This window comes from Bacillus mycoides (genome assembly GCF_000832605.1).
Classification (GTDB): Bacteria; Bacillota; Bacilli; order Bacillales; family Bacillaceae_G; genus Bacillus_A; species Bacillus_A mycoides.
The window spans coordinates 4014998-4032751 of the sequence record NZ_CP009692.1; the positions used below are offsets into that span (position 1 = coordinate 4014998).

The following is a 17754-nucleotide window of genomic DNA, read 5'->3' on the forward strand; positions in this document are numbered from 1 at the left end:
CACAAAGTATTGAGACGTAATCTGATTAAGATCAAAGGAAGCCCCTCCGTTCATTTTAAGTTACATAAAGTGTAGCATAAGTAATTCGCTTTCACAAGATTAAACCACCTATAGAAACAGAAAGAAAATCTTTATATTTTTACTTTAATCGTCATTTTTTGCGAGTTCTTCTCACAATAAAAATAACAACAGCAATTAACAATAACACACCTATAGAAATGATAGTTACTTGCCACCAACTTAAACCGCTTACCATTTCATCTTTTAAATCCACTTTCTTCGTCGGAACAGACTCTTTTGCAATATGACTTAAAGCATTTTTCTCAATCTCTGCCTCATCTAATCTCTTCGTTCCACTGCAGATAGATGTCTCTAACTTTTCCTCTCCTCTATAAGAAGAAAAGACTAAGTACTCTCCTCCCTCTGCAAAACGAAATGCACAGCTACTTACACTTGTATATATAATAATTCGCGAAGAACTTGTCCCTTTCCAAATTTTCTTCACTTCAAATAATGTTTTAATTCCGCCTTCACCTTTCTCTTGAACTTCTAACACCTTACCTTCAAACACCACATCATTTTTTTGAAATGCATCTTCTGGTGATACATTAATACAGTCACAAGCATAAGATTTCTCTGGCAAAATAAAAAAAGTAAAGCTACAAATTAAAACAAGAGACAACAAATAAATGATTCTTTTCAAGAATCTCAGACCCCTTCAAAGTATCAATTTTAGAAGCTTTCCGTATATTATTTGGACATCACTCCTCAAATCCCTTTCTTTTTATTAAAATATATTAATTTTATTAAACAGAAAATCTTTATTGACATTTTTATAACCTGATATTAGTATCAGGTTATAAAAATAAGTTAGGAGATGTTCCTATGAATTCTAAATCTCGTATTACCGCAATTGGTACTTATGTTCCAGATCAAGTATTGTCTAATAACGATTTAGAAAAGATGGTCCATACGAATGATGAATGGATTGTACAAAGAACAGGCATGAAAGAAAGAAGAATTGCTAACGAAGACGAATACTCCTCACACTTAGCCATTAAAGCAATCGAAAATTTGTGTACAACATATAAGAAAAACTTAGAGGATATTGACTGTATCATCGTCGCTACAACTACTGCTGACTATGTTTTCCCTAGTGTTGCTTGCCAAATACAACAATACTTCAACATACCTCATACACTAGCTTTTGATTTAAATGCGACTTGCGCTGGTTTCACATACGGACTGCATGTCGGTAATAGCTTAATCACTTCTGGATCACATCAAAAAGTACTCGTCATAGCGACAGAGACATTATCTAAAGTTACTGATTACACCGATAGAACGTCCTGTATTTTGTTCGGTGATGGCGCTGGAGCTATTTTATTAGAAAGAGATGAAAACAAACCAAGCTTTATCGCTGCTCACATGGGAACAAACGGTGACGGTGGCATTCATCTATACAGAACAAACTTATCTACTACTATGAATGGCACACCACTACAAACAAGTGAAAAAATTGTTCAAAATGGAAGAGAAGTATATAAATGGGCTGTACGAACAGTACCATACGGCATAAAAGAACTATTACATACTGCAAATTTGCAAATAGATGATATAGACTGGTTCATACCACATAGTGCTAACTTAAGAATGATTGAATCTATTTGCGAAAAATCAAAAATATCTATTCAAAAAACATTAACGAGTGTGGAAGATATGGGGAATACATCTTCCGTCTCTATTCCACTCGCTTTAGATTTAGCTAGAAAAAAAGGAAGATTAAATAACGGAGACACACTTTTGCTATACGGATTTGGTGGTGGGCTTACGCATTTAGGGCTTATTGTGGCATGGGATTTAAGTTAAATACATTAAAAAGAAGTTCTAGGGAATAACTAGAACCTCTTTTTAATTTCATGAAATTTATTTACCTATCCGAGACCATATCACAACTGGAATAAGCAGTAGGGCTACAGCCCCTCCCGCTAATGATAATGCCGCATAACTGGAATTAGCTACTACCATTCCTGACATCGCTCCACCTGAAGCTCCGGCTAACGCAATAAAAACATCTATTTTCCCTTGTGTTTTAGCACGTGTAGAAGGAGTTGTGGAGTCAACGATTTGTGCTGTACCACAAATCAATCCGAGATTCCATCCTAATCCAAGTAAAGAAAGAGCAACAATTAATAATAATAAAGAATCACTCGGTGCTATCGCAGCTATGACACCCGCTGCAAGTAAAATCATCCCACCAGCTATACTCATCGTAGTACGGCCAATTTTATCAATTAACATTCCTGTAACAAGCGATGGAAGGTACATTGCACCTACATGAAAACCAATCACGAGACCTACTGCACTTAAACCATGACCGTGGTGTCCCATATGAACTGGCGTCATCGTCATAATCGCAACCATCACTATTTGAGTAAGTATCATAACGATTGCTCCAACGGTAACACCACGCTTATTCTCTATTATTTCTTCTGTTACTGGTTGCCCTTTATATGTATGTTCTTGTTTATATGTTTCTATTATGTTAGCAATAATTAATGGATCTGGACGAAGCATAACAAAAAGTACAAGACCCGCAAGTATAAATGCCGCTGCTGATAATATGAACGGACCAGCAAGGTTAGGAATTCCAATTGAATGGGCAAAATCCCCCATTACACCTACTAAATTCGGACCAGCCACCGCACCAAAAGTCGTCATAACCATCGTAATACTAATAGCAGTTGCTCGCTGCTTCTTATCTGCTAAATCGGTACCAGCATAACGAGCTTGTAGATTCGTCGCTGTACCTGCACCGTATATGAGTAAAGAAACTAGTAAAAGAATAATACTATTTGTTAACGCAGCCAATACAACTCCAATAGCCCCTAGTCCCCCTACTATAAACCCTGTTGCAAGTCCTATTCGGCGACCATATTTTTGCGATAACTTCCCAACAAAGAAAGCCGCTACCGCAGATCCCATTGTAAACATAGCAGCCGGTAATCCTGCATACGCATCCGTCCCAAGCATTTGCTGTGCAAGAAGTGCACCTACTGTAATTCCAGCAGCTAATCCCGCTCCGCCAAACATTTGTGAAATACTTACGATTATTAACGTTCGTTTATATAATTTTTGTTGCTCTTCTTCTGTATACATACGCTTACTTATTAAAGCATCTGCTGTATCTATCATTTCCTCACCCTCCCTATGAAACTAATATCTCTTGTTAATGTACTATAAAACAACAAAATCCCAAAATTTAAAGCGCTTAAATTTATCCATATTTCGTTACTCCTACACCTTAAATAATGCTAAGTTCCTTTCGTGAAGAAACTTAGCAAAAAAATTATTGTTTCCAAATAATGATTAAAGTGCGATTTATTATAAATACCATCCCAAGAATAATAGCTAAGGTTATTTGATCAACAACATATAGAGCAACTGAGGTAACTCCAAACAATATGATTTCCAACATAAACCTATATGGTTCTGGCAGCTTTAATGATGCTTTAGGTGCAATGAAAATCCCCCATATTGTCGCAAAAAGTAGTGGTGAGCCAATGCCAAAAATAAATTTCACATATACACTTTCCCAAAATTGAAAGCCCCAGTAACATAGTGATGCAAGAGCACATAATTCTAGAAAAAATCGAATCGCTAAATTTATAGGTTTTATAAACATTTAAAGAACACCCCTTTGAAAAATATATTTAAAATCCTATGAAAATAATATTATGCATCCGTTATTTGAACTTGATACGTGCCCATTCATGACATGTAAAAAACAATTATACAACTTATTAATATTATTCAGTTTACCTTTCTAAACTTCAAAAACTTGATCTTGACGGATAATGAATGAAAGCAAATACTTAATGACAGTGATACATATGCCTATAATCACAAAATAAAGAACTCCACGGTTTACGTTTCGCCCATTACCGAGGAGTTCCCAAAATAACTCTATAAATTTTTTTGACAGCTAACGTTCCATAATTAAAATGCGATTCATATTTAGCCTATTCCCCTACTACTCTTTCTTAAAGCTTCCCCTTCCTAAAACAACAAACTTACTACAGCACAAACTAAAATAATTGGTACACTCGCTTTATATAAATATGCAAAATACTTCCAACTAAAAAGCTGTCTTGTAATTTGGGTTTACCAAATTACAAGACAGCTTCCCTTCATATTTCCTATACAAACCTTTTTACTATTTGACTCCTGCATCTTGCACAGATTCAATTTTCTTTTTCTTTCCTTCTTTTATTTCATTATAATAAGAAGGTAATTCTATATTATGCTCTAAGAAATAATCCTCAATTAATGAAATAATTACTTTCAATGTTTTCAAACGGGCGTATAATTTATCATTACTCGCGATAATATGCCATTTTGCATTCGGCTTATTTGTATTTTCAAACATGTCTTCCGTTGCTTCGACATACTCATCCCATTTTTCCCGATTACGCCAGTCTTCATCTGTAATTTTCCATCTTTTAAGAGGGTTGTTCTCTCTTTCTTTAAATCTCTTTAACTGTTCTTCTTTACTAATATGATAGAAAAACTTTCCTATTATGTAATGATCATCTGTTAATAGTTTTTCGAAATCATTAATTTCAGCATACGCTCTCGTCCACTCTTCGTTTGTTGCAAAACCTTCTACACGTTCAACTAATACACGGCCGTACCATGAACGGTCGAATATAGTAATTTGCCCGTACTGAGGAAGTTTCCGCCAAAAACGTTGCAAATAATGATACCGTTTTTCATGAGGAGCAGGCGCTCCAATTGGATTTACTTGGAATCCGCGTGGATCAAGATGTTCAGTCACTCGCTTAATTGCTCCGCCTTTACCTGCCGCATCCCAACCTTCCATAACCATCATAACGGCTATTTTCTCTTCTTTTAATATTTGTTGTAGTGCCAATAAACGCATTTGATATTTTTCAAGTTTCTTATTGTACTTAGATTTTGATTCAATTTTTTTCGTTAAATCTACTTTAGCAAGATGCTCTTTTTCCATCAAACGAATCCCCCTTGTTATATGACAATGTTATTTTAACATATTTATTGGTAATTTTTTCATATTAATATCTCTTTTAACTAATACTCGTACCCCTCCACCTATATCTATCTTTTATAAGTTGGACGCTACTTTATATTAATAAATTAATCCCCCTGATATGCTTTTTCGTATCCTTTAGCAAGCATTTATTATTAATCAAAAAACAAAATAAGGAAACTATGCCGAAAAATCTCTACACAGTTTCCTTGTTTTTTTAAATGTGCGTGTGACATACTTGGGAAGATTAATAACGAAAAGATAGGAGCTCTATCGATTCACTTATACTACAAACGAATTACAGGCGGAATATCTCCTTCTCGTAAAAAGTAAGCAAACACTGTAAATCCAATAATTAATATTGAAAATAATGTTATTATAATTCCACCTGGTAGTGTTAGAAAAATAGTATTCAAGCTACTCTTCATAGAGAAAGCAATCGAGTATATTCCTAGCAGAAGACTGATTATAGCAATAGCCACATAAACCACTACCGCATACCATGGATTGAGTTCCAATAAAACAACAGAAATAAATATATACAAAAATAACAGTTGTAGAAACATGCTGCTTCCCATACTTACTAATTCTTTCAATATACCCTCCCCTAAACTACATGGTATATTATCTTAAAAAGAGAAGATAATAACAAATAAATCCTTTAAAGAATGGGAGCTCTCTAAAGATGAAACGAAAAATATTTTCTCTCTTTGCACTAATCTGCTTAGCACTACCAATACAAGCTAGTGCATACACATTTCAATCACTACCAGTTGCGTCAAAGTCTAAACAGTGGTATATCGAAATTGACAAATCTCATAACTCAAACAAGCAAGCCGTGCAGCCAAAACAAGGTGTATATGATACGTATAGTTTACTCTTAAAAAATATTGGTAATGATGTTGCAAATGTATCGGTGGAAATACTTGATAACACACCTACATCTAAAGCTACCTTTAATCCTACTTCATCTAATAACAACGTTTCAAAAAGTCATACAAGCTTTGACTACATGGTATTCCCATTAGACTTTAATAGCCATAATTTTAAAGTTGTCATTACTTGGGAAGAAAAGAATTTCTCTTACAACGGTCATCCAGTACATGAGAGTAAAAAAATGAAGCAAACATTTGTGTTTAATGAAGAGTAAGTCCTAATTTGATTAGGGCTTACTCTTTATTTACAAAACCCGATTGAATTGCTTCTGTCACTTCTTTTGCAATATGTATTTTTGTAGCGTCTACACAGATTTTTTTGTCCCAAACATGTACGGAAGGCTCTTCATTAGACAAATGCTTAATTAAGATGAATCGATTATATGTCATTTTATTTTCTATAGGAGTAGCAATATACACCGTGAAATTCCTTGCTTCAAATACCTTTTCTCCCAAAACGTATTTACATCCCAACTCATGTACTACTAAATCATGTAGATTTTCTATAGTCATATACCATCCCCCCTTTTTGCCTACATAATCAATCGAACCGCCGAATACTTGGTACAGACAATGCCATTCCAATTGTTATGAGTACTAAAATAGCTAGCATTATAATTGTTATCTTTCCACCTATTACAGTAGCTAACCAGCCTACCACCACATACCCTAATGGTAATAAAGCAAATGAGCCTAACATATCAAGACTTGCCACTCTTCCAAAAGCTTCTTCTGGTACAAGCTCTTGTAAACTTGTTTCCCAAATAAGCCCAAATATCATAATACCGAATCCTTCAATTGCCATTAATCCAATTAAGGCAGGTGCCCAAGAAACGAAAGGCATAATTAATAACGCCATTCCACTAATTAAAACACCACCATACGCAAGTAATCCTCTCTTATGCCACCGCTGCCTCCCACCAAAAATTAATGCTGCAATTACAGCTCCAGCACCAGAAGCAGCCATACCTAAGCCATACACGTAAGCTTCAAAATGATGATGAACATTAAACAACCATGGAATTAATACAACGATAACGCCTGCATAACAAATATTAACGAAAGAAAAGACTAGAATGGTAATCCACAACCACGGATGACTTTTTAAAACTAAAATACCTTCCATAAACTCTTGTTTGTAATCGATCTTACTCTTTTCAATGGGTTTTATTTTTTTAAACTTAATTTCTTTTAAAGATAATAAACATAAAAATGATAACAAATACGTTGCTGCATCTAGTCCGAAGCCTATCCCTGCAGATGTAACTGATACTATTAACCCACCAAGTGCTGGGCCAATTAATCGTATTCCTTGATTACTCATTTGCGTTAATGCATTAGCTGCATTTCGAATTTCCGGTACAAATACTTTTGCTCTTACAGCTGAATACGCCGGCTGAAATCCCCCTTCCATAAGTCCATATAATGCCACGAGTACATATAATAGCGTAATCGTTAACAAATCCATAAATATAAGTGTTGCAAGTAATAGCATTAATATGCAGCGGATTATATCTGTAAATAACATCAATTTCACCCGGTCAATACGATCCACGACTAATCCAGCAAACGGTAACGCTAGAATATTAGGAAGCATGTACATTGCCATAGTCATTCCCATTACAACTGTTGAACCAGTTAATGAATACACAACGACTGGCAGAATAACCATCGTTATCGAACTACCTAAAGTCGAAAGTAATTGCCCAATCCATAAAAACTTGAAGTGTGGTGACACTTTAACTGGCAATAATAATTTACCGACATAACCTAAATTTTTCTCTGTTGGTATTTCTCCTTGCATATCTCTCTCCTCTTTTCAAATTAAGTTAATACCTAAGATTAAACACAGAAAATCCAATCTTTATTACCTTTAATTATATATGAACTGTTAAATTATTGGTAAAAATATAAAAAAGAAAATCATAATGAATCTACAAATATTACGTGTTGAATATAAATAAAAAAGGTGTTTTCATATATGAAAACACCTTTCCACTTTATAATTTTAAGTTCTTCTTCAATGTCCAATATTTTTCTGGAGCATTTTCAAGTGAGAATTCTACCCAGCCATTTGGATCTTCACGATATACATTTACTTTTGTACCATTTTCTAATTTTCCAACTTCATTTTGTGTAACGTTTGGTACACTCTTAATTGGATTGTTAAACGGGAATGGAACTTGATAGTAAGATCCTACAGTTTGAACAGTAGCTTTCGCATCTTTTGCATAATCTTTATATGGAATTGTTTCGCCTAATGCCTCTACATTTAATGTATTAGGGTTTTTCGGTAATCGTTTTACATTTTGATAATCTTTGTTATTGAAAGGCTTAATACGCTCCATAATATTAGCAATTTTGCCAGCCCATTCTTTATCAGTTGAATACATTACATTCATCGCAGGTAATGTGTAACCTTTGAAATACTTAGCACCTTGTTCTAAGTAATTCTTTCTCACATAATCAGCATTGTATGAAATACTTAATCCATAAGATGGTAAATATTTTGCATGTGCGAATGGGTCCCAATCATACGCTCGTAGTCCAAATAAATTATGTTTGCGATATGCAATTTCTGATTTCCCGTATCCAGACTCTAAGATTGCATGTGCTGCTAAATATAAAGAGTTCACGCCATACTCGTTTTGCGCTTTAATAAAGTCTTGTCCAACTCCAACAAGCGGACTATCGGGATGATATCTTTTAATATAATTATCAATCTCTTGAGCTGTTACATTAGAAGGTAATGTTACATCTAAATCGATATATGATGCCATGGCATTAAATAAAAATTGTGCATATTCTTCACGTGTTAAAACACTAGTTGGATTAAATGCACCTGCTCCATTACCTGCAGCAACGCCGTTAGACTCTAATGCACTAATCGCATCATTTGCCCAATGATCTTTCGGAACATCATTAAATGTATGCTTAGCTTTTACTTTTAGTTTAAAGGCTTTCTGTAAAATTACAGCCATTTCAGCACGAGTTAAAGATTCTTTCGGTCTAAATGTTCCTTTACCATCACCTACGAAAATCCCCATATCTGTTAAAGTTAAAATTTCATTTTGGAACATTGTCGTTCCTTCGCTAATATCAGAGTATGGATTTTTATATTCGCTTTTCGCTTCTGGTTTTAATGCACGATATATTAATGCGGCTACTTGCTCACGATTTACAACATCCCCGAATCCAAACTTACCATTATCATATCCTGCAATAATTTCTTTTGATGTTAAATTAGTAATTGCTTTATACGACCAATGATCTTTCGGAACGTCTGGAAATTCCTTTTCAGCTGCAAATGAAGTTGCCGGAGCCATCACTACTTGAAGTGCGACTGTCACTGCTAACACATTAGAAATAACTTTTTTCATATTTTTTTAACACGTTATGTATATGCTTGTCCCGTGTTAACTTGCCTCCCTTTTCAATAAAATTTTCCCTATTAAACTAACAAACTCTTAATTAGTCAACAGTAAAAGTATACGTGATACAAATAAACTAATCTACCATTATTTTATTTATAATCAGCATAATACGATATATCTTTTTATTTTGATACAAAATTATATAAACTCATATAAAAAGTCCATCATCTCTATATAGATGATGGACTTAACAATTAATATTTTTTATTTAGCTAAACGATATTTTGAAACATCGAAACCTTTCCACTCATAATAATCTAAAATCCCAGCATAAACTGCCTCTGCAGCAATTTGTCTTCCTGATTCAGTAGCTAATTTGCCATTATCTATATTATTATCAATAAAGGCAAGCTCTGTTAAAACTGCTGGTACTGTATTTTTATTTACTACATAAAACGAATGATCATCTTTTATATCTCTATCTCTTGTATGTAGTGCCTCTACTACTCGCTTTTGAATTTTTTTCGCTAATACTTCGCTATCCTTTTCAATCTGTGTCTCTTCTCCACGCTTGGATTTTTTATAATAATATGTTTCCGTTCCATAACCATCATGATTTTGAGAAGAGTTTGCATGAATGCTTACAAATATATCTGCATTGTTCTCTTGACCAAATTTCACTCGATTCACAAGAGACTCATTCTTGTTACTTCCTGGATTTCCGTTCTCTTCACGTGTTAACAAAGCTTTTAAAGGTGTATTTTTTTCTAACAATTGCTGTAATCTTAAAGATATATCAAATACAATTTCACTTTCCTCTACACCTTGCCCTGGATTCCCTGGATCAAATCCTCCATGACCAGGATCAATAATAACTACCTTTTCTACTAAAGGGTTACCTATTTTAAGAGAATCTGCCTTTTTAATAAATTGAGCTGCCTCTGCTTTAGTTAGAATTTTTTCAGGCTCCCATTTATCACCAGTACCAACAGAAATCCCTAATTCAACTAGGATGTTAGCTTTTGCTTTCCCCCAGCTTTTTTCTAAATCACTGAATTTAGTTGCTGGAGTACCATTTACTTTAGAATCTAATTTGTAAGCTTCTACAATAAGAGAGGCCATTGAAACCCGGTCAATTTTCCCAGTTGGATCAAATACGCCTGGGCCTTTCCCTTTAACAACACCAGCTTTTTCTACAGCTGCGATGTATGGGGTATACCATCCGTTTTGAGAGTCACTGAAAGATGGTTTAGCATCTTTATCGAATGGTAAGTTTAAGATTTTAGCCATCATTGTAGCTGCTTCTGCACGAGTGATCTCTTTTCCAGGCTCGAACATTCCTTTCTCGTTACCTGTAACTGCGCCTTTTTCTGCTAAGTAGTTAATAGAATCTTCTGCCCAGTGCCCTGCTTGGACATCTGGAAACGTTTTTATTTGTGCGAAACTACTAGATGAATAAGATAATATACTAGCTGCGATTACTGCTGCTGCGATTATTCTATTTTTCATAGAATATATTCCCCTCTCAAGTACAATGTTTTTATATAACAGACTAATTATAATTCTGAAAATTAGTAATAGTCAATTGCATTTTGTATAATTTTGTCTTATTATTGTATTTTTTGGAACAAATAACTATAGTTAAACTATAAGAGACTCATTTCATCCCGCATTAACGGGCAGTAAGACCCCCACCTCAAAATTCAGCGAAAGCAAAGAAGTTAGGTGGGTGATCAACTGCCCGTAAAAGCCCGATTGGTGAGGGCTAATAATCAGTGGGAGATGAAGAACCCCCCACTGATTAAAGTTTCACTTTATAAGAGGAGAGATTCGTATGAGCACGAATTGGAAAAGCGTCGAACACCGCATTTATACAATGTGTATGATTCAACATAATAACGAAGTATTACTAATACAACGGCCGGATCATCTAGGCTTCCCTGGTTACATCGCTCCTGGCGGTAAAGTAGATTTTCCAGAAAGTATCGTTCAAGCTGCTAAACGAGAAGTAAAAGAAGAAACTGGATTACTTGTTTCAAATTTAACTTTTAAGGGATTAGATGAATACGTAAATCCGAAAGAAAATGTTCGATATATGGTATTTAACTATTGGACAGATTCATTTGAAGGTGAACTCCTTTTGAATCCTCCTGAAGGCGAATTATTATGGGTGCCAATTGATACAGCACTCAATCTTCCTATGCAAGATTGGTTTAAAGAGAGATTCCCATTATTTTTTGAAAAAGGTACGTTTGAAATTCAGCGTGTTTGGGACCGAGACTTGGATAAACAAGTTGCTATGACAATTACCCATACGTAAAAAAGCTTGGAATCTCTCCAAGCCTTTCTTACTTTCCCTCTATTTTCTTAATCTCATAATCAATTTCTAAAAAATTAACTCCAAATATCCACATTCTATGATTAGCTTCTAATATTTGATCCTTTCTCTCTTTAATAATAAAAGTCTCTGCTAATGGTAAGCGTATTGTAAAGAAGCGGGTATGTAAGTATATCCCTTCATCTCCCTTACGACGCTCTCTTAGCTTACTTGTAATCATTAACTGGTTCGTATCATTGTACAACTTCAAAATACCAGTCATATTCGAATATGGTAAAGGCAATGCGATATTCATATATGTCTCGTTCTTGTATGCATGCTTTGAATAGAGGGCTACAAAAACAGACTCTCCTGCTTCATTTTTTCTTAGCCAAGCCCTTACATTCTCTCTTCCATCCTTCTCATCTATTATCCCAATGATAGAGCCATGCATCGTTTCCCACTTGCCGCCCATTCCTAAATGTATTTGTCCTACACGCTTACTCATTTTCTCATAACAAAATGCAACCGGGCGGAACCAACGAGTCCATTTAATATGCGATTGTAACTCATACTCTTTTGTATTTTCATAAAAACGAATAATACTTAAAGGAATCTTCGTCATGTCAAATGCCTCACTATGAAAATCATTCATTTTATCAACTAAACCTTTGTATTCCTTGCTATCTATTAAATTTCTGTTATGTAAAAATGCTTCACCAACTGTCGCATTTCCTCTTAACCTGCTCATTGTTTTCCCGTAATATTTATAATTCGGAGTACTCTTTTCAATCATCCAACCAAGAAAAGCTGGTAACGCTACTCCAATTCCATTTACAACACCGTGAATCCAGACCATTTGTGCAATTGTAATCGTCATTACTTGTTTGAAATTTCCGTATGAATATATGAGTGAAAACATTATTGTTACCATAAGTGTACTGGATGAAAGAGTAAGGAGAATCTTTGCACTTATAGCATTGAATTTCGTTCTCCATACGTAAATCCCATATCCATAAATGGCACATAAATATATGAACACTGCAAAAAATTCAAATACCCTCGAATACGTAATTCCTATTGCAACTGTCATTGGAGAAATGACGATGATAAACATAATAGAGTCATATAACTTACTTCCCCGTTCTCTTTTTCTTCCAAGTAAACCAGCTGATAACGGCAATAAAAATGCCGAATAATGAAAGTGTGCCGCTGTAAGTAAAACAATGTCAGAACTAAAGTGCATAATTGAAACCTTTGCTACTGAAGCAAAAAACCAAAAACCACCTAAAAACAAATAAATAAACGCACTATCGATAGCCGTCTCTTCTATCGGTTTCCATCCTCTTTCTAACAATCTACTTACACCAAATAACGCAACGATTCCTGTATATGCAAACCAAAGTAGCGCAAAGAAATAGTGATTTGTTACGAAAGCTAGCATTGCACTGATTGCTGCGATTGGATATAAAAACGATACAAATTTATAAAATAATACATACGATCCATTTCTTTTTTTCTTGTCAATAATACAAATAGACATCGGTATAAATAACAAAATAGATAATAAAATAATTGCTTCAACTGGGTTTACATTTGACCACTCATATATTAGAAAAATAATATAGCAAGCAAGCCCAAATAGTATATTTTTCATATCGTTTATTCCCTTTCCACAAATGTTCCCTTATATGAAAATAACGAACCAATTAACGGATTCCGTACTTGTACATGAATTCGAAAACATTGCAGTGCATCATCATAACTTTCAACAATTTTTGCCTCTCCGTATAAAAATCTAGGTAACGGTATTTTTCTTCCAAACATAAAAAACCATTGTTTCTTTGAAGAAATATGCATCCCGCCTTTTTCATCAATATAAAAATTCAATGTAGAAACGAGTAAATGTGGCTCACCAAAATAATCTACAATTTCATTATTCTCTTCATCCAACTGCATAACAGCGTTAAAATATCTTTTCTTATTATGAAAATAAAAAGTACGATTCCACCGTACAAACTCATTTCCATGTTCATCTCGCTCAGCGGTATTATGTATCACAAATGGAACTTTTTGCCCTCGCTCTGAGAAAAACATTCGAAACTTCGATGTAATTTTTAATATTAATTTAACGAAAAAAGATCCTCCATAAATTTCATCCATTTCCCCTTCCCCAATAAAGCTATTTTCCTTTGTTATCGCATATCGTTCCTGCAATTTTGGATGAAGCCTTTTATAAGAATCCCCTAATAATCTTTCATAAATATTAACCATATACTTATCCCTTTCTCGTCCTCTTGCAATTTTTTGCGCTTGGCAAATTAGTGCTATTTATATAACCGACAATCGATAACCCTATTAGAAGAAAATTTAATGTAATCGGATTAAACGGTTGCGTAAAACTAGCGATATTCGTCGATCCTGCCGCTAATGTTAAAACTATCAACAATATAATATGCAATATAAATAGTTTTCGCTTTTGAAGTGGCAATAGCCACATAACACCCCATATTATTTCTAAAAATCCAACTATTTTAAGTATAAAAATACTACTTTCATTCGATCCGATTAGTGCAGAAAGCATCTTTACTTCTTCTGAATGAGTAAACATCAATTTCGGTACAATCCCTTGATATAACCATACGAAAGCAAATAAAAAGCAAACTAGCCAATACGTCATCGTTCTTCTAATTAGCAACTTAGGATGAAGTCCCTTTTCTAACCATAATTTTAAAGCATCAAAACTCCATGCTGTCGCCCAACCTAATAGTGGACGAAAAACATATAAATCTATCACATTTCCTATACGACCAAATCTCGTATCATAATCATATTGCGTTTCAAAATGAATATGTTCTTCATTCGGTGTATACTTCCAATAACCACGCCCTATTTGTATAAGTGATAATTGATTGTCTGTCCAAAATTTTAAAGAGGAAATGCGTTCTCCAGTTTCTTTTCTTATTTCACCTATCGATTCCCCTTCTCCGGCTATTTCAAGTCCAAATCCGATCTTTGTTTTATATAAAAACTTCTGTGGTTCTCCCTCTTTTTTTTCTAAATACGAAATCTCAGTAAAACGAGCATCCCACTCTGTATGTATATCAGGCTCTTGTGTATATGCCCATAGTTTCTCCATTGTTGTGTTCATTTCTGTGGCTACATAAATAGGCTTTTTCTTCCCCATCCTTCCACCTCCCATGCGCTATATTTTCAATGTACATGCAATGAATCGATTTTGCTACATTTTTCACAAACTAATTTAATAAAAAGATAGAATTTCAAAAAAATACAAAAAACACTTGATTCCCTGAAAAATTTAAATTATTATAAAACAAATGTTACCAACAACTTCATAAATCATACACTCTCGCCTAAAACGTGAGATAGAGGTTGCAACGCTTATAAGTATTCTAAAGGAGACACAGAGATGTCTATGATTTTAGAGGAAAGGAAGTGTTGCCGAAATTGATAAATTTCTCTGCATTTATCAATTGGGGCTGTTTTCGAATAGAAACAGAACTGTCATATGTACAGACGTGTACGTATGAAGAGCTATCTACAAAAAAGAGATATCATTTTTATGATATTCCTTTTTTGGCGGTTTTTTTATTAGCTCCGTTTTCTGTTTCCCTTTTCCTGTAACAGCACCATCCTCACTTATTTGAGATGGTGTTTTTTGTTTTTCTCTCTGGTAACTACAGGAATATTGGGATTTGTATATGTCCTAACCTATTCTTAAAAATGGACGAAAGAAGGAATTCGTAATGGAAACGATTGTACAAAAATTTGGCGGTACTTCTGTCGGAATCGTCGAACGCATTCAACATGTAGCAAATTTAATTATTGAAGAATATGAACGAGGACATAGTATTGTCTCTGTCGTTTCAGCAATGGGAAAAAGTACGGATAAACTTGTAGCACTTGCTAACGCTATTACTGAAAATCCAAGTAAACGTGAAATGGATATGCTCCTATCTACAGGAGAACAAGTAACTATTTCATTATTAACAATAGCACTACAAACAAAAGGTTATAACGCAATTTCATTAACAGGATGGCAAGCTGGTATTACGACAGAATCTGTACATAGTAGTGCACGGATTACTGACATTAACACCACTCGTATTCAGTCTTACCTTACTGAAGGCACGATTGTTATAGTAGCTGGTTTCCAAGGAATAAGTGAAGAAAATGAAATTACCACACTTGGTCGTGGTGGCTCCGATACGACTGCTGTCGCATTAGCTGCTGCATTAAAAGCAAAAAAATGTGATATTTATACGGATGTGACCGGCGTATATACGACTGATCCACGAGTTGTACAAGATGCTTATAAATTAGATGAAATTTCTTATGACGAAATGTTAGAGCTTGCCAACCTCGGTGCTGGCGTATTACACCCACGCGCTGTTGAGTTTGCTAAAAATCATAATGTAATTTTAGAAGTTCGCTCAAGTATGGAACAAGAAAACGGAACAATTGTAAGGGGAGAATGTAACATGGAACAACAATCAATCGTTAAAGGTATTGCATTTGAGGATAATATTACACGTGTCACAATTAAAGGATTAGAACAAGGTGCACTTTCAACAGTTTTCTCTACATTAGCAGCAGCACATATTAATGTAGATATTATTATTCAAAGTATTACAAATGAAGGAACTGTTCACCTCTCCTTCTCGATCCATTCTAATGATTTAAGAGAAACATTAGAAGTATTGGAACAAAATCAAGAAGCACTTCACTATGAATCTGTAGAACATGAAAATCATTTAGCAAAAGTATCAATTGTAGGATCTGGTATGGTATCTAACCCAGGAGTTGCTGCGAATATGTTCACTACTTTAAAAGAAGAAGATATTCATATTAAAATGGTAAGTACATCAGAAATTAAAGTATCTGTCGTTATTGACCGTCTTCATTTAGTAACGGGTGTTGAAGCACTTCATCAATCATTTATGGCGAAAATTGAGCCTTTAGTGCAAATGAGCTAATTTCCGCCGGTAAAACTTACAATAAATTATATTAATCTATTTCCTTCCTATATAAATAGAAATAGGGTGGGAATATTTTGCGGGGAAGTCGAAGTTCTTTTATCAAATAGCAACTACAGTATCAAATTCTTGAAACTACTTGAAATGATAGTATTCACGAAATAAAGTTCGCGTATATTTCAATAGTAGAAAGTTTACGAAGTGTTTTTTGTTAATAAGTTGTTATATGACATACCCGAAAACACCTTGTCACATTTTCCTACACTGTGACAAGGTGTTTTTTGTTTAGAAGAGATTCTAGTATAATTATGAGGATAATTAGATAATAAATTTATACATATAAGGAGATAAAGACAATGACAAAAAACAAATTACTAAGAATGGACAATATCAGCATCGTTGTAGAATCTCTTGATAACGCAATCTCTTTCTTCGAGGAGATTGGCTTGAATCTCGAAGGGCGAGCTACTGTTGAAGGTGAATGGGCTGGTCGCGTAACTGGACTCGGTTCTCAGTGCGTAGAGATTGCTATGATGGTTACGCCAGATGGTCACAGCCGAATTGAACTTTCGCGATTTCTCACCCCACCTACTATAGCAGATCACCGGACAGCTCCTGTAAACGCCCTCGGTTATCTGCGCGTCATGTTCACCGTCGAGGACATTGACGAAATGGTATCCAGACTTACTAAGCATGGTGCTCAGCTCGTTGGAGAAGTAGTTCAGTATGAGAACTCGTATCGACTCTGCTACATTCGTGGAACCGAAGGAATTCTAATCGGTTTGGCGGAAGAAATCGGTAACAAATAATTAAGTAATTTTTTATAAAAAGTTATTGGCTTTGCCAAACAGAATTTCATTATCAATTAAACCATATTTTTAACCACGTCCTAACTTTAGAACGTGGTTATGCTTGTTTGAGCTTTTAAAAATGTATTTTCATTTTACACATAGATTTCAAGACTCTATCCAAATCGTTCTTTAACATATTATCAACATCCCAAAATCATTATAAAATAATTTAATTATTCATTTTATCCTTTCCTAGGAAATATAACTGACTC

The 17754-nt window shown here is 34.5% G+C and carries 17 protein-coding genes and 1 riboswitch; of the genes, 5 read left to right on the forward strand and 12 right to left on the reverse strand.

The features are described 5' to 3' along the window. Positions 1–151: 151 nt before the first annotated feature. On the reverse strand, positions 152–703 hold the full coding sequence (locus BG05_RS22340) for a hypothetical protein (RefSeq protein ID WP_016126767.1): 552 nt from the start codon (positions 701–703) through the stop codon (positions 152–154). A 182-nt stretch (positions 704–885) separates the two neighbouring features. On the opposite strand from BG05_RS22340, the gene BG05_RS22345 reads away from it, so the two are divergent. Next, entirely contained in the window at positions 886–1869 is a 984-nt protein-coding gene (locus BG05_RS22345) for a ketoacyl-ACP synthase III (RefSeq protein ID WP_002126759.1), read from the forward strand. 57 nt (positions 1870–1926) lie between these two features. On the opposite strand, the gene BG05_RS22350 is transcribed toward BG05_RS22345, so the two are convergent. The 4 genes from BG05_RS22350 to BG05_RS22365 form a co-directional block, all read right to left on the reverse strand. After that, complete coding sequence (locus BG05_RS22350; RefSeq protein WP_003188612.1) at positions 1927–3195, reverse strand: MFS transporter; 1269 nt, start codon at positions 3193–3195, stop codon at positions 1927–1929. 154 nt (positions 3196–3349) lie between these two features. Then, entirely contained in the window at positions 3350–3685 is a 336-nt protein-coding gene (locus tag BG05_RS22355) for a YrdB family protein (protein WP_002064764.1), read from the reverse strand. Positions 3686–4216: 531 nt separating this feature from the next. Next, positions 4217–5029 (reverse strand): polyphosphate kinase 2 family protein, encoded by an 813-nt coding sequence (locus BG05_RS22360; protein WP_003188615.1) that lies wholly within the window; start codon positions 5027–5029, stop codon positions 4217–4219. A 326-nt stretch (positions 5030–5355) separates the two neighbouring features. Continuing rightward, positions 5356–5664 carry a hypothetical protein gene (locus BG05_RS22365; RefSeq protein ID WP_016126765.1) on the reverse strand — a complete coding sequence of 103 codons (309 nt, stop codon included), beginning with the start codon at positions 5662–5664 and terminating at the stop codon, positions 5356–5358. An 89-nt stretch (positions 5665–5753) separates the two neighbouring features. Between BG05_RS22365 and BG05_RS22370 the strand changes: the two genes are divergently transcribed. Next, complete coding sequence (locus BG05_RS22370) at positions 5754–6218, forward strand: hypothetical protein (protein ID WP_016126764.1); 465 nt, start codon at positions 5754–5756, stop codon at positions 6216–6218. Between the two features lie 19 nt (positions 6219–6237). Here BG05_RS22370 and BG05_RS22375 read toward each other — a convergent pair whose 3' ends face one another. From BG05_RS22375 to BG05_RS22390, 4 genes are all read right to left on the reverse strand, one after another. After that, positions 6238–6516 (reverse strand): hypothetical protein, encoded by a 279-nt coding sequence (locus BG05_RS22375; RefSeq protein ID WP_002135550.1) that lies wholly within the window; start codon positions 6514–6516, stop codon positions 6238–6240. A 28-nt stretch (positions 6517–6544) separates the two neighbouring features. Further along, complete coding sequence (locus BG05_RS22380; protein ID WP_003188619.1) at positions 6545–7807, reverse strand: MFS transporter; 1263 nt, start codon at positions 7805–7807, stop codon at positions 6545–6547. Positions 7808–8003: 196 nt separating this feature from the next. Beyond that, positions 8004–9383, reverse strand: a complete 1380-nt coding sequence (locus tag BG05_RS22385) for an S-layer homology domain-containing protein (RefSeq protein WP_003188625.1) — start codon at positions 9381–9383, stop codon at positions 8004–8006. 258 nt (positions 9384–9641) lie between these two features. After that, complete coding sequence (locus BG05_RS22390) at positions 9642–10886, reverse strand: N-acetylmuramoyl-L-alanine amidase (protein WP_003188627.1); 1245 nt, start codon at positions 10884–10886, stop codon at positions 9642–9644. Between the two features lie 325 nt (positions 10887–11211). Between BG05_RS22390 and BG05_RS22395 the strand changes: the two genes are divergently transcribed. Beyond that, on the forward strand, positions 11212–11697 hold the full coding sequence (locus BG05_RS22395; RefSeq protein WP_002126743.1) for an 8-oxo-dGTP diphosphatase: 486 nt from the start codon (positions 11212–11214) through the stop codon (positions 11695–11697). 28 nt (positions 11698–11725) lie between these two features. Here the strand turns inward: BG05_RS22395 and BG05_RS22400 are convergent, their stop codons facing one another. From BG05_RS22400 to BG05_RS22410, 3 genes are read right to left on the reverse strand one after another with little or no spacing between them, the layout of a single operon-like run. Then, positions 11726–13351 (reverse strand): YndJ family protein, encoded by a 1626-nt coding sequence (locus BG05_RS22400; protein WP_002126741.1) that lies wholly within the window; start codon positions 13349–13351, stop codon positions 11726–11728. Between the two features lie 5 nt (positions 13352–13356). Beyond that, positions 13357–13968 carry a DUF4166 domain-containing protein gene (locus BG05_RS22405; RefSeq protein WP_002126740.1) on the reverse strand — a complete coding sequence of 204 codons (612 nt, stop codon included), beginning with the start codon at positions 13966–13968 and terminating at the stop codon, positions 13357–13359. Positions 13969–13972: 4 nt separating this feature from the next. After that, entirely contained in the window at positions 13973–14881 is a 909-nt protein-coding gene (locus BG05_RS22410) for a DoxX-like family protein (protein WP_002126739.1), read from the reverse strand. A 192-nt stretch (positions 14882–15073) separates the two neighbouring features. Beyond that, positions 15074–15260, forward strand: a riboswitch (Lysine riboswitch). Positions 15261–15461: 201 nt separating this feature from the next. On the opposite strand from BG05_RS22410, the gene BG05_RS22415 reads away from it, so the two are divergent. Together BG05_RS22415 and BG05_RS22420 are read left to right on the forward strand one after the other, a co-directional pair. Continuing rightward, the gene (locus BG05_RS22415; RefSeq protein ID WP_003188635.1) at positions 15462–16691 is read left to right on the forward strand and encodes an aspartate kinase; all 1230 of its coding nucleotides are present in this window, start codon (positions 15462–15464) and stop codon (positions 16689–16691) included. A 356-nt stretch (positions 16692–17047) separates the two neighbouring features. Continuing rightward, a complete protein-coding gene (locus BG05_RS22420) occupies positions 17048–17500 on the forward strand; it encodes a VOC family protein (protein ID WP_002126736.1) in 453 nt (150 codons plus the stop codon). The last annotated feature ends 254 nt before the right edge of the window (positions 17501–17754 follow it).

Coding starts and splice junctions, on each gene's coding strand:
- BG05_RS22345 (WP_002126759.1), top strand. CDS start 886: ATGAATTCTAAATCTCGTATTACCGCAATTGGTACTTATGTTCCAGAT.
- BG05_RS22350 (WP_003188612.1), bottom strand. CDS start 3,195: ATGATAGATACAGCAGATGCTTTAATAAGTAAGCGTATGTATACAGAA.
- BG05_RS22355 (WP_002064764.1), bottom strand. CDS start 3,685: ATGTTTATAAAACCTATAAATTTAGCGATTCGATTTTTTCTAGAATTA.
- BG05_RS22360 (WP_003188615.1), bottom strand. CDS start 5,029: ATGGAAAAAGAGCATCTTGCTAAAGTAGATTTAACGAAAAAAATTGAA.
- BG05_RS22370 (WP_016126764.1), top strand. CDS start 5,754: ATGAAACGAAAAATATTTTCTCTCTTTGCACTAATCTGCTTAGCACTA.
- BG05_RS22375 (WP_002135550.1), bottom strand. CDS start 6,516: ATGACTATAGAAAATCTACATGATTTAGTAGTACATGAGTTGGGATGT.
- BG05_RS22380 (WP_003188619.1), bottom strand. CDS start 7,807: ATGCAAGGAGAAATACCAACAGAGAAAAATTTAGGTTATGTCGGTAAA.
- BG05_RS22385 (WP_003188625.1), bottom strand. CDS start 9,383: ATGAAAAAAGTTATTTCTAATGTGTTAGCAGTGACAGTCGCACTTCAA.
- BG05_RS22390 (WP_003188627.1), bottom strand. CDS start 10,886: ATGAAAAATAGAATAATCGCAGCAGCAGTAATCGCAGCTAGTATATTA.
- BG05_RS22395 (WP_002126743.1), top strand. CDS start 11,212: ATGAGCACGAATTGGAAAAGCGTCGAACACCGCATTTATACAATGTGT.
- BG05_RS22400 (WP_002126741.1), bottom strand. CDS start 13,351: ATGAAAAATATACTATTTGGGCTTGCTTGCTATATTATTTTTCTAATA.
- BG05_RS22405 (WP_002126740.1), bottom strand. CDS start 13,968: ATGGTTAATATTTATGAAAGATTATTAGGGGATTCTTATAAAAGGCTT.
- BG05_RS22410 (WP_002126739.1), bottom strand. CDS start 14,881: ATGGGGAAGAAAAAGCCTATTTATGTAGCCACAGAAATGAACACAACA.
- BG05_RS22415 (WP_003188635.1), top strand. CDS start 15,462: ATGGAAACGATTGTACAAAAATTTGGCGGTACTTCTGTCGGAATCGTC.
- BG05_RS22420 (WP_002126736.1), top strand. CDS start 17,048: ATGACAAAAAACAAATTACTAAGAATGGACAATATCAGCATCGTTGTA.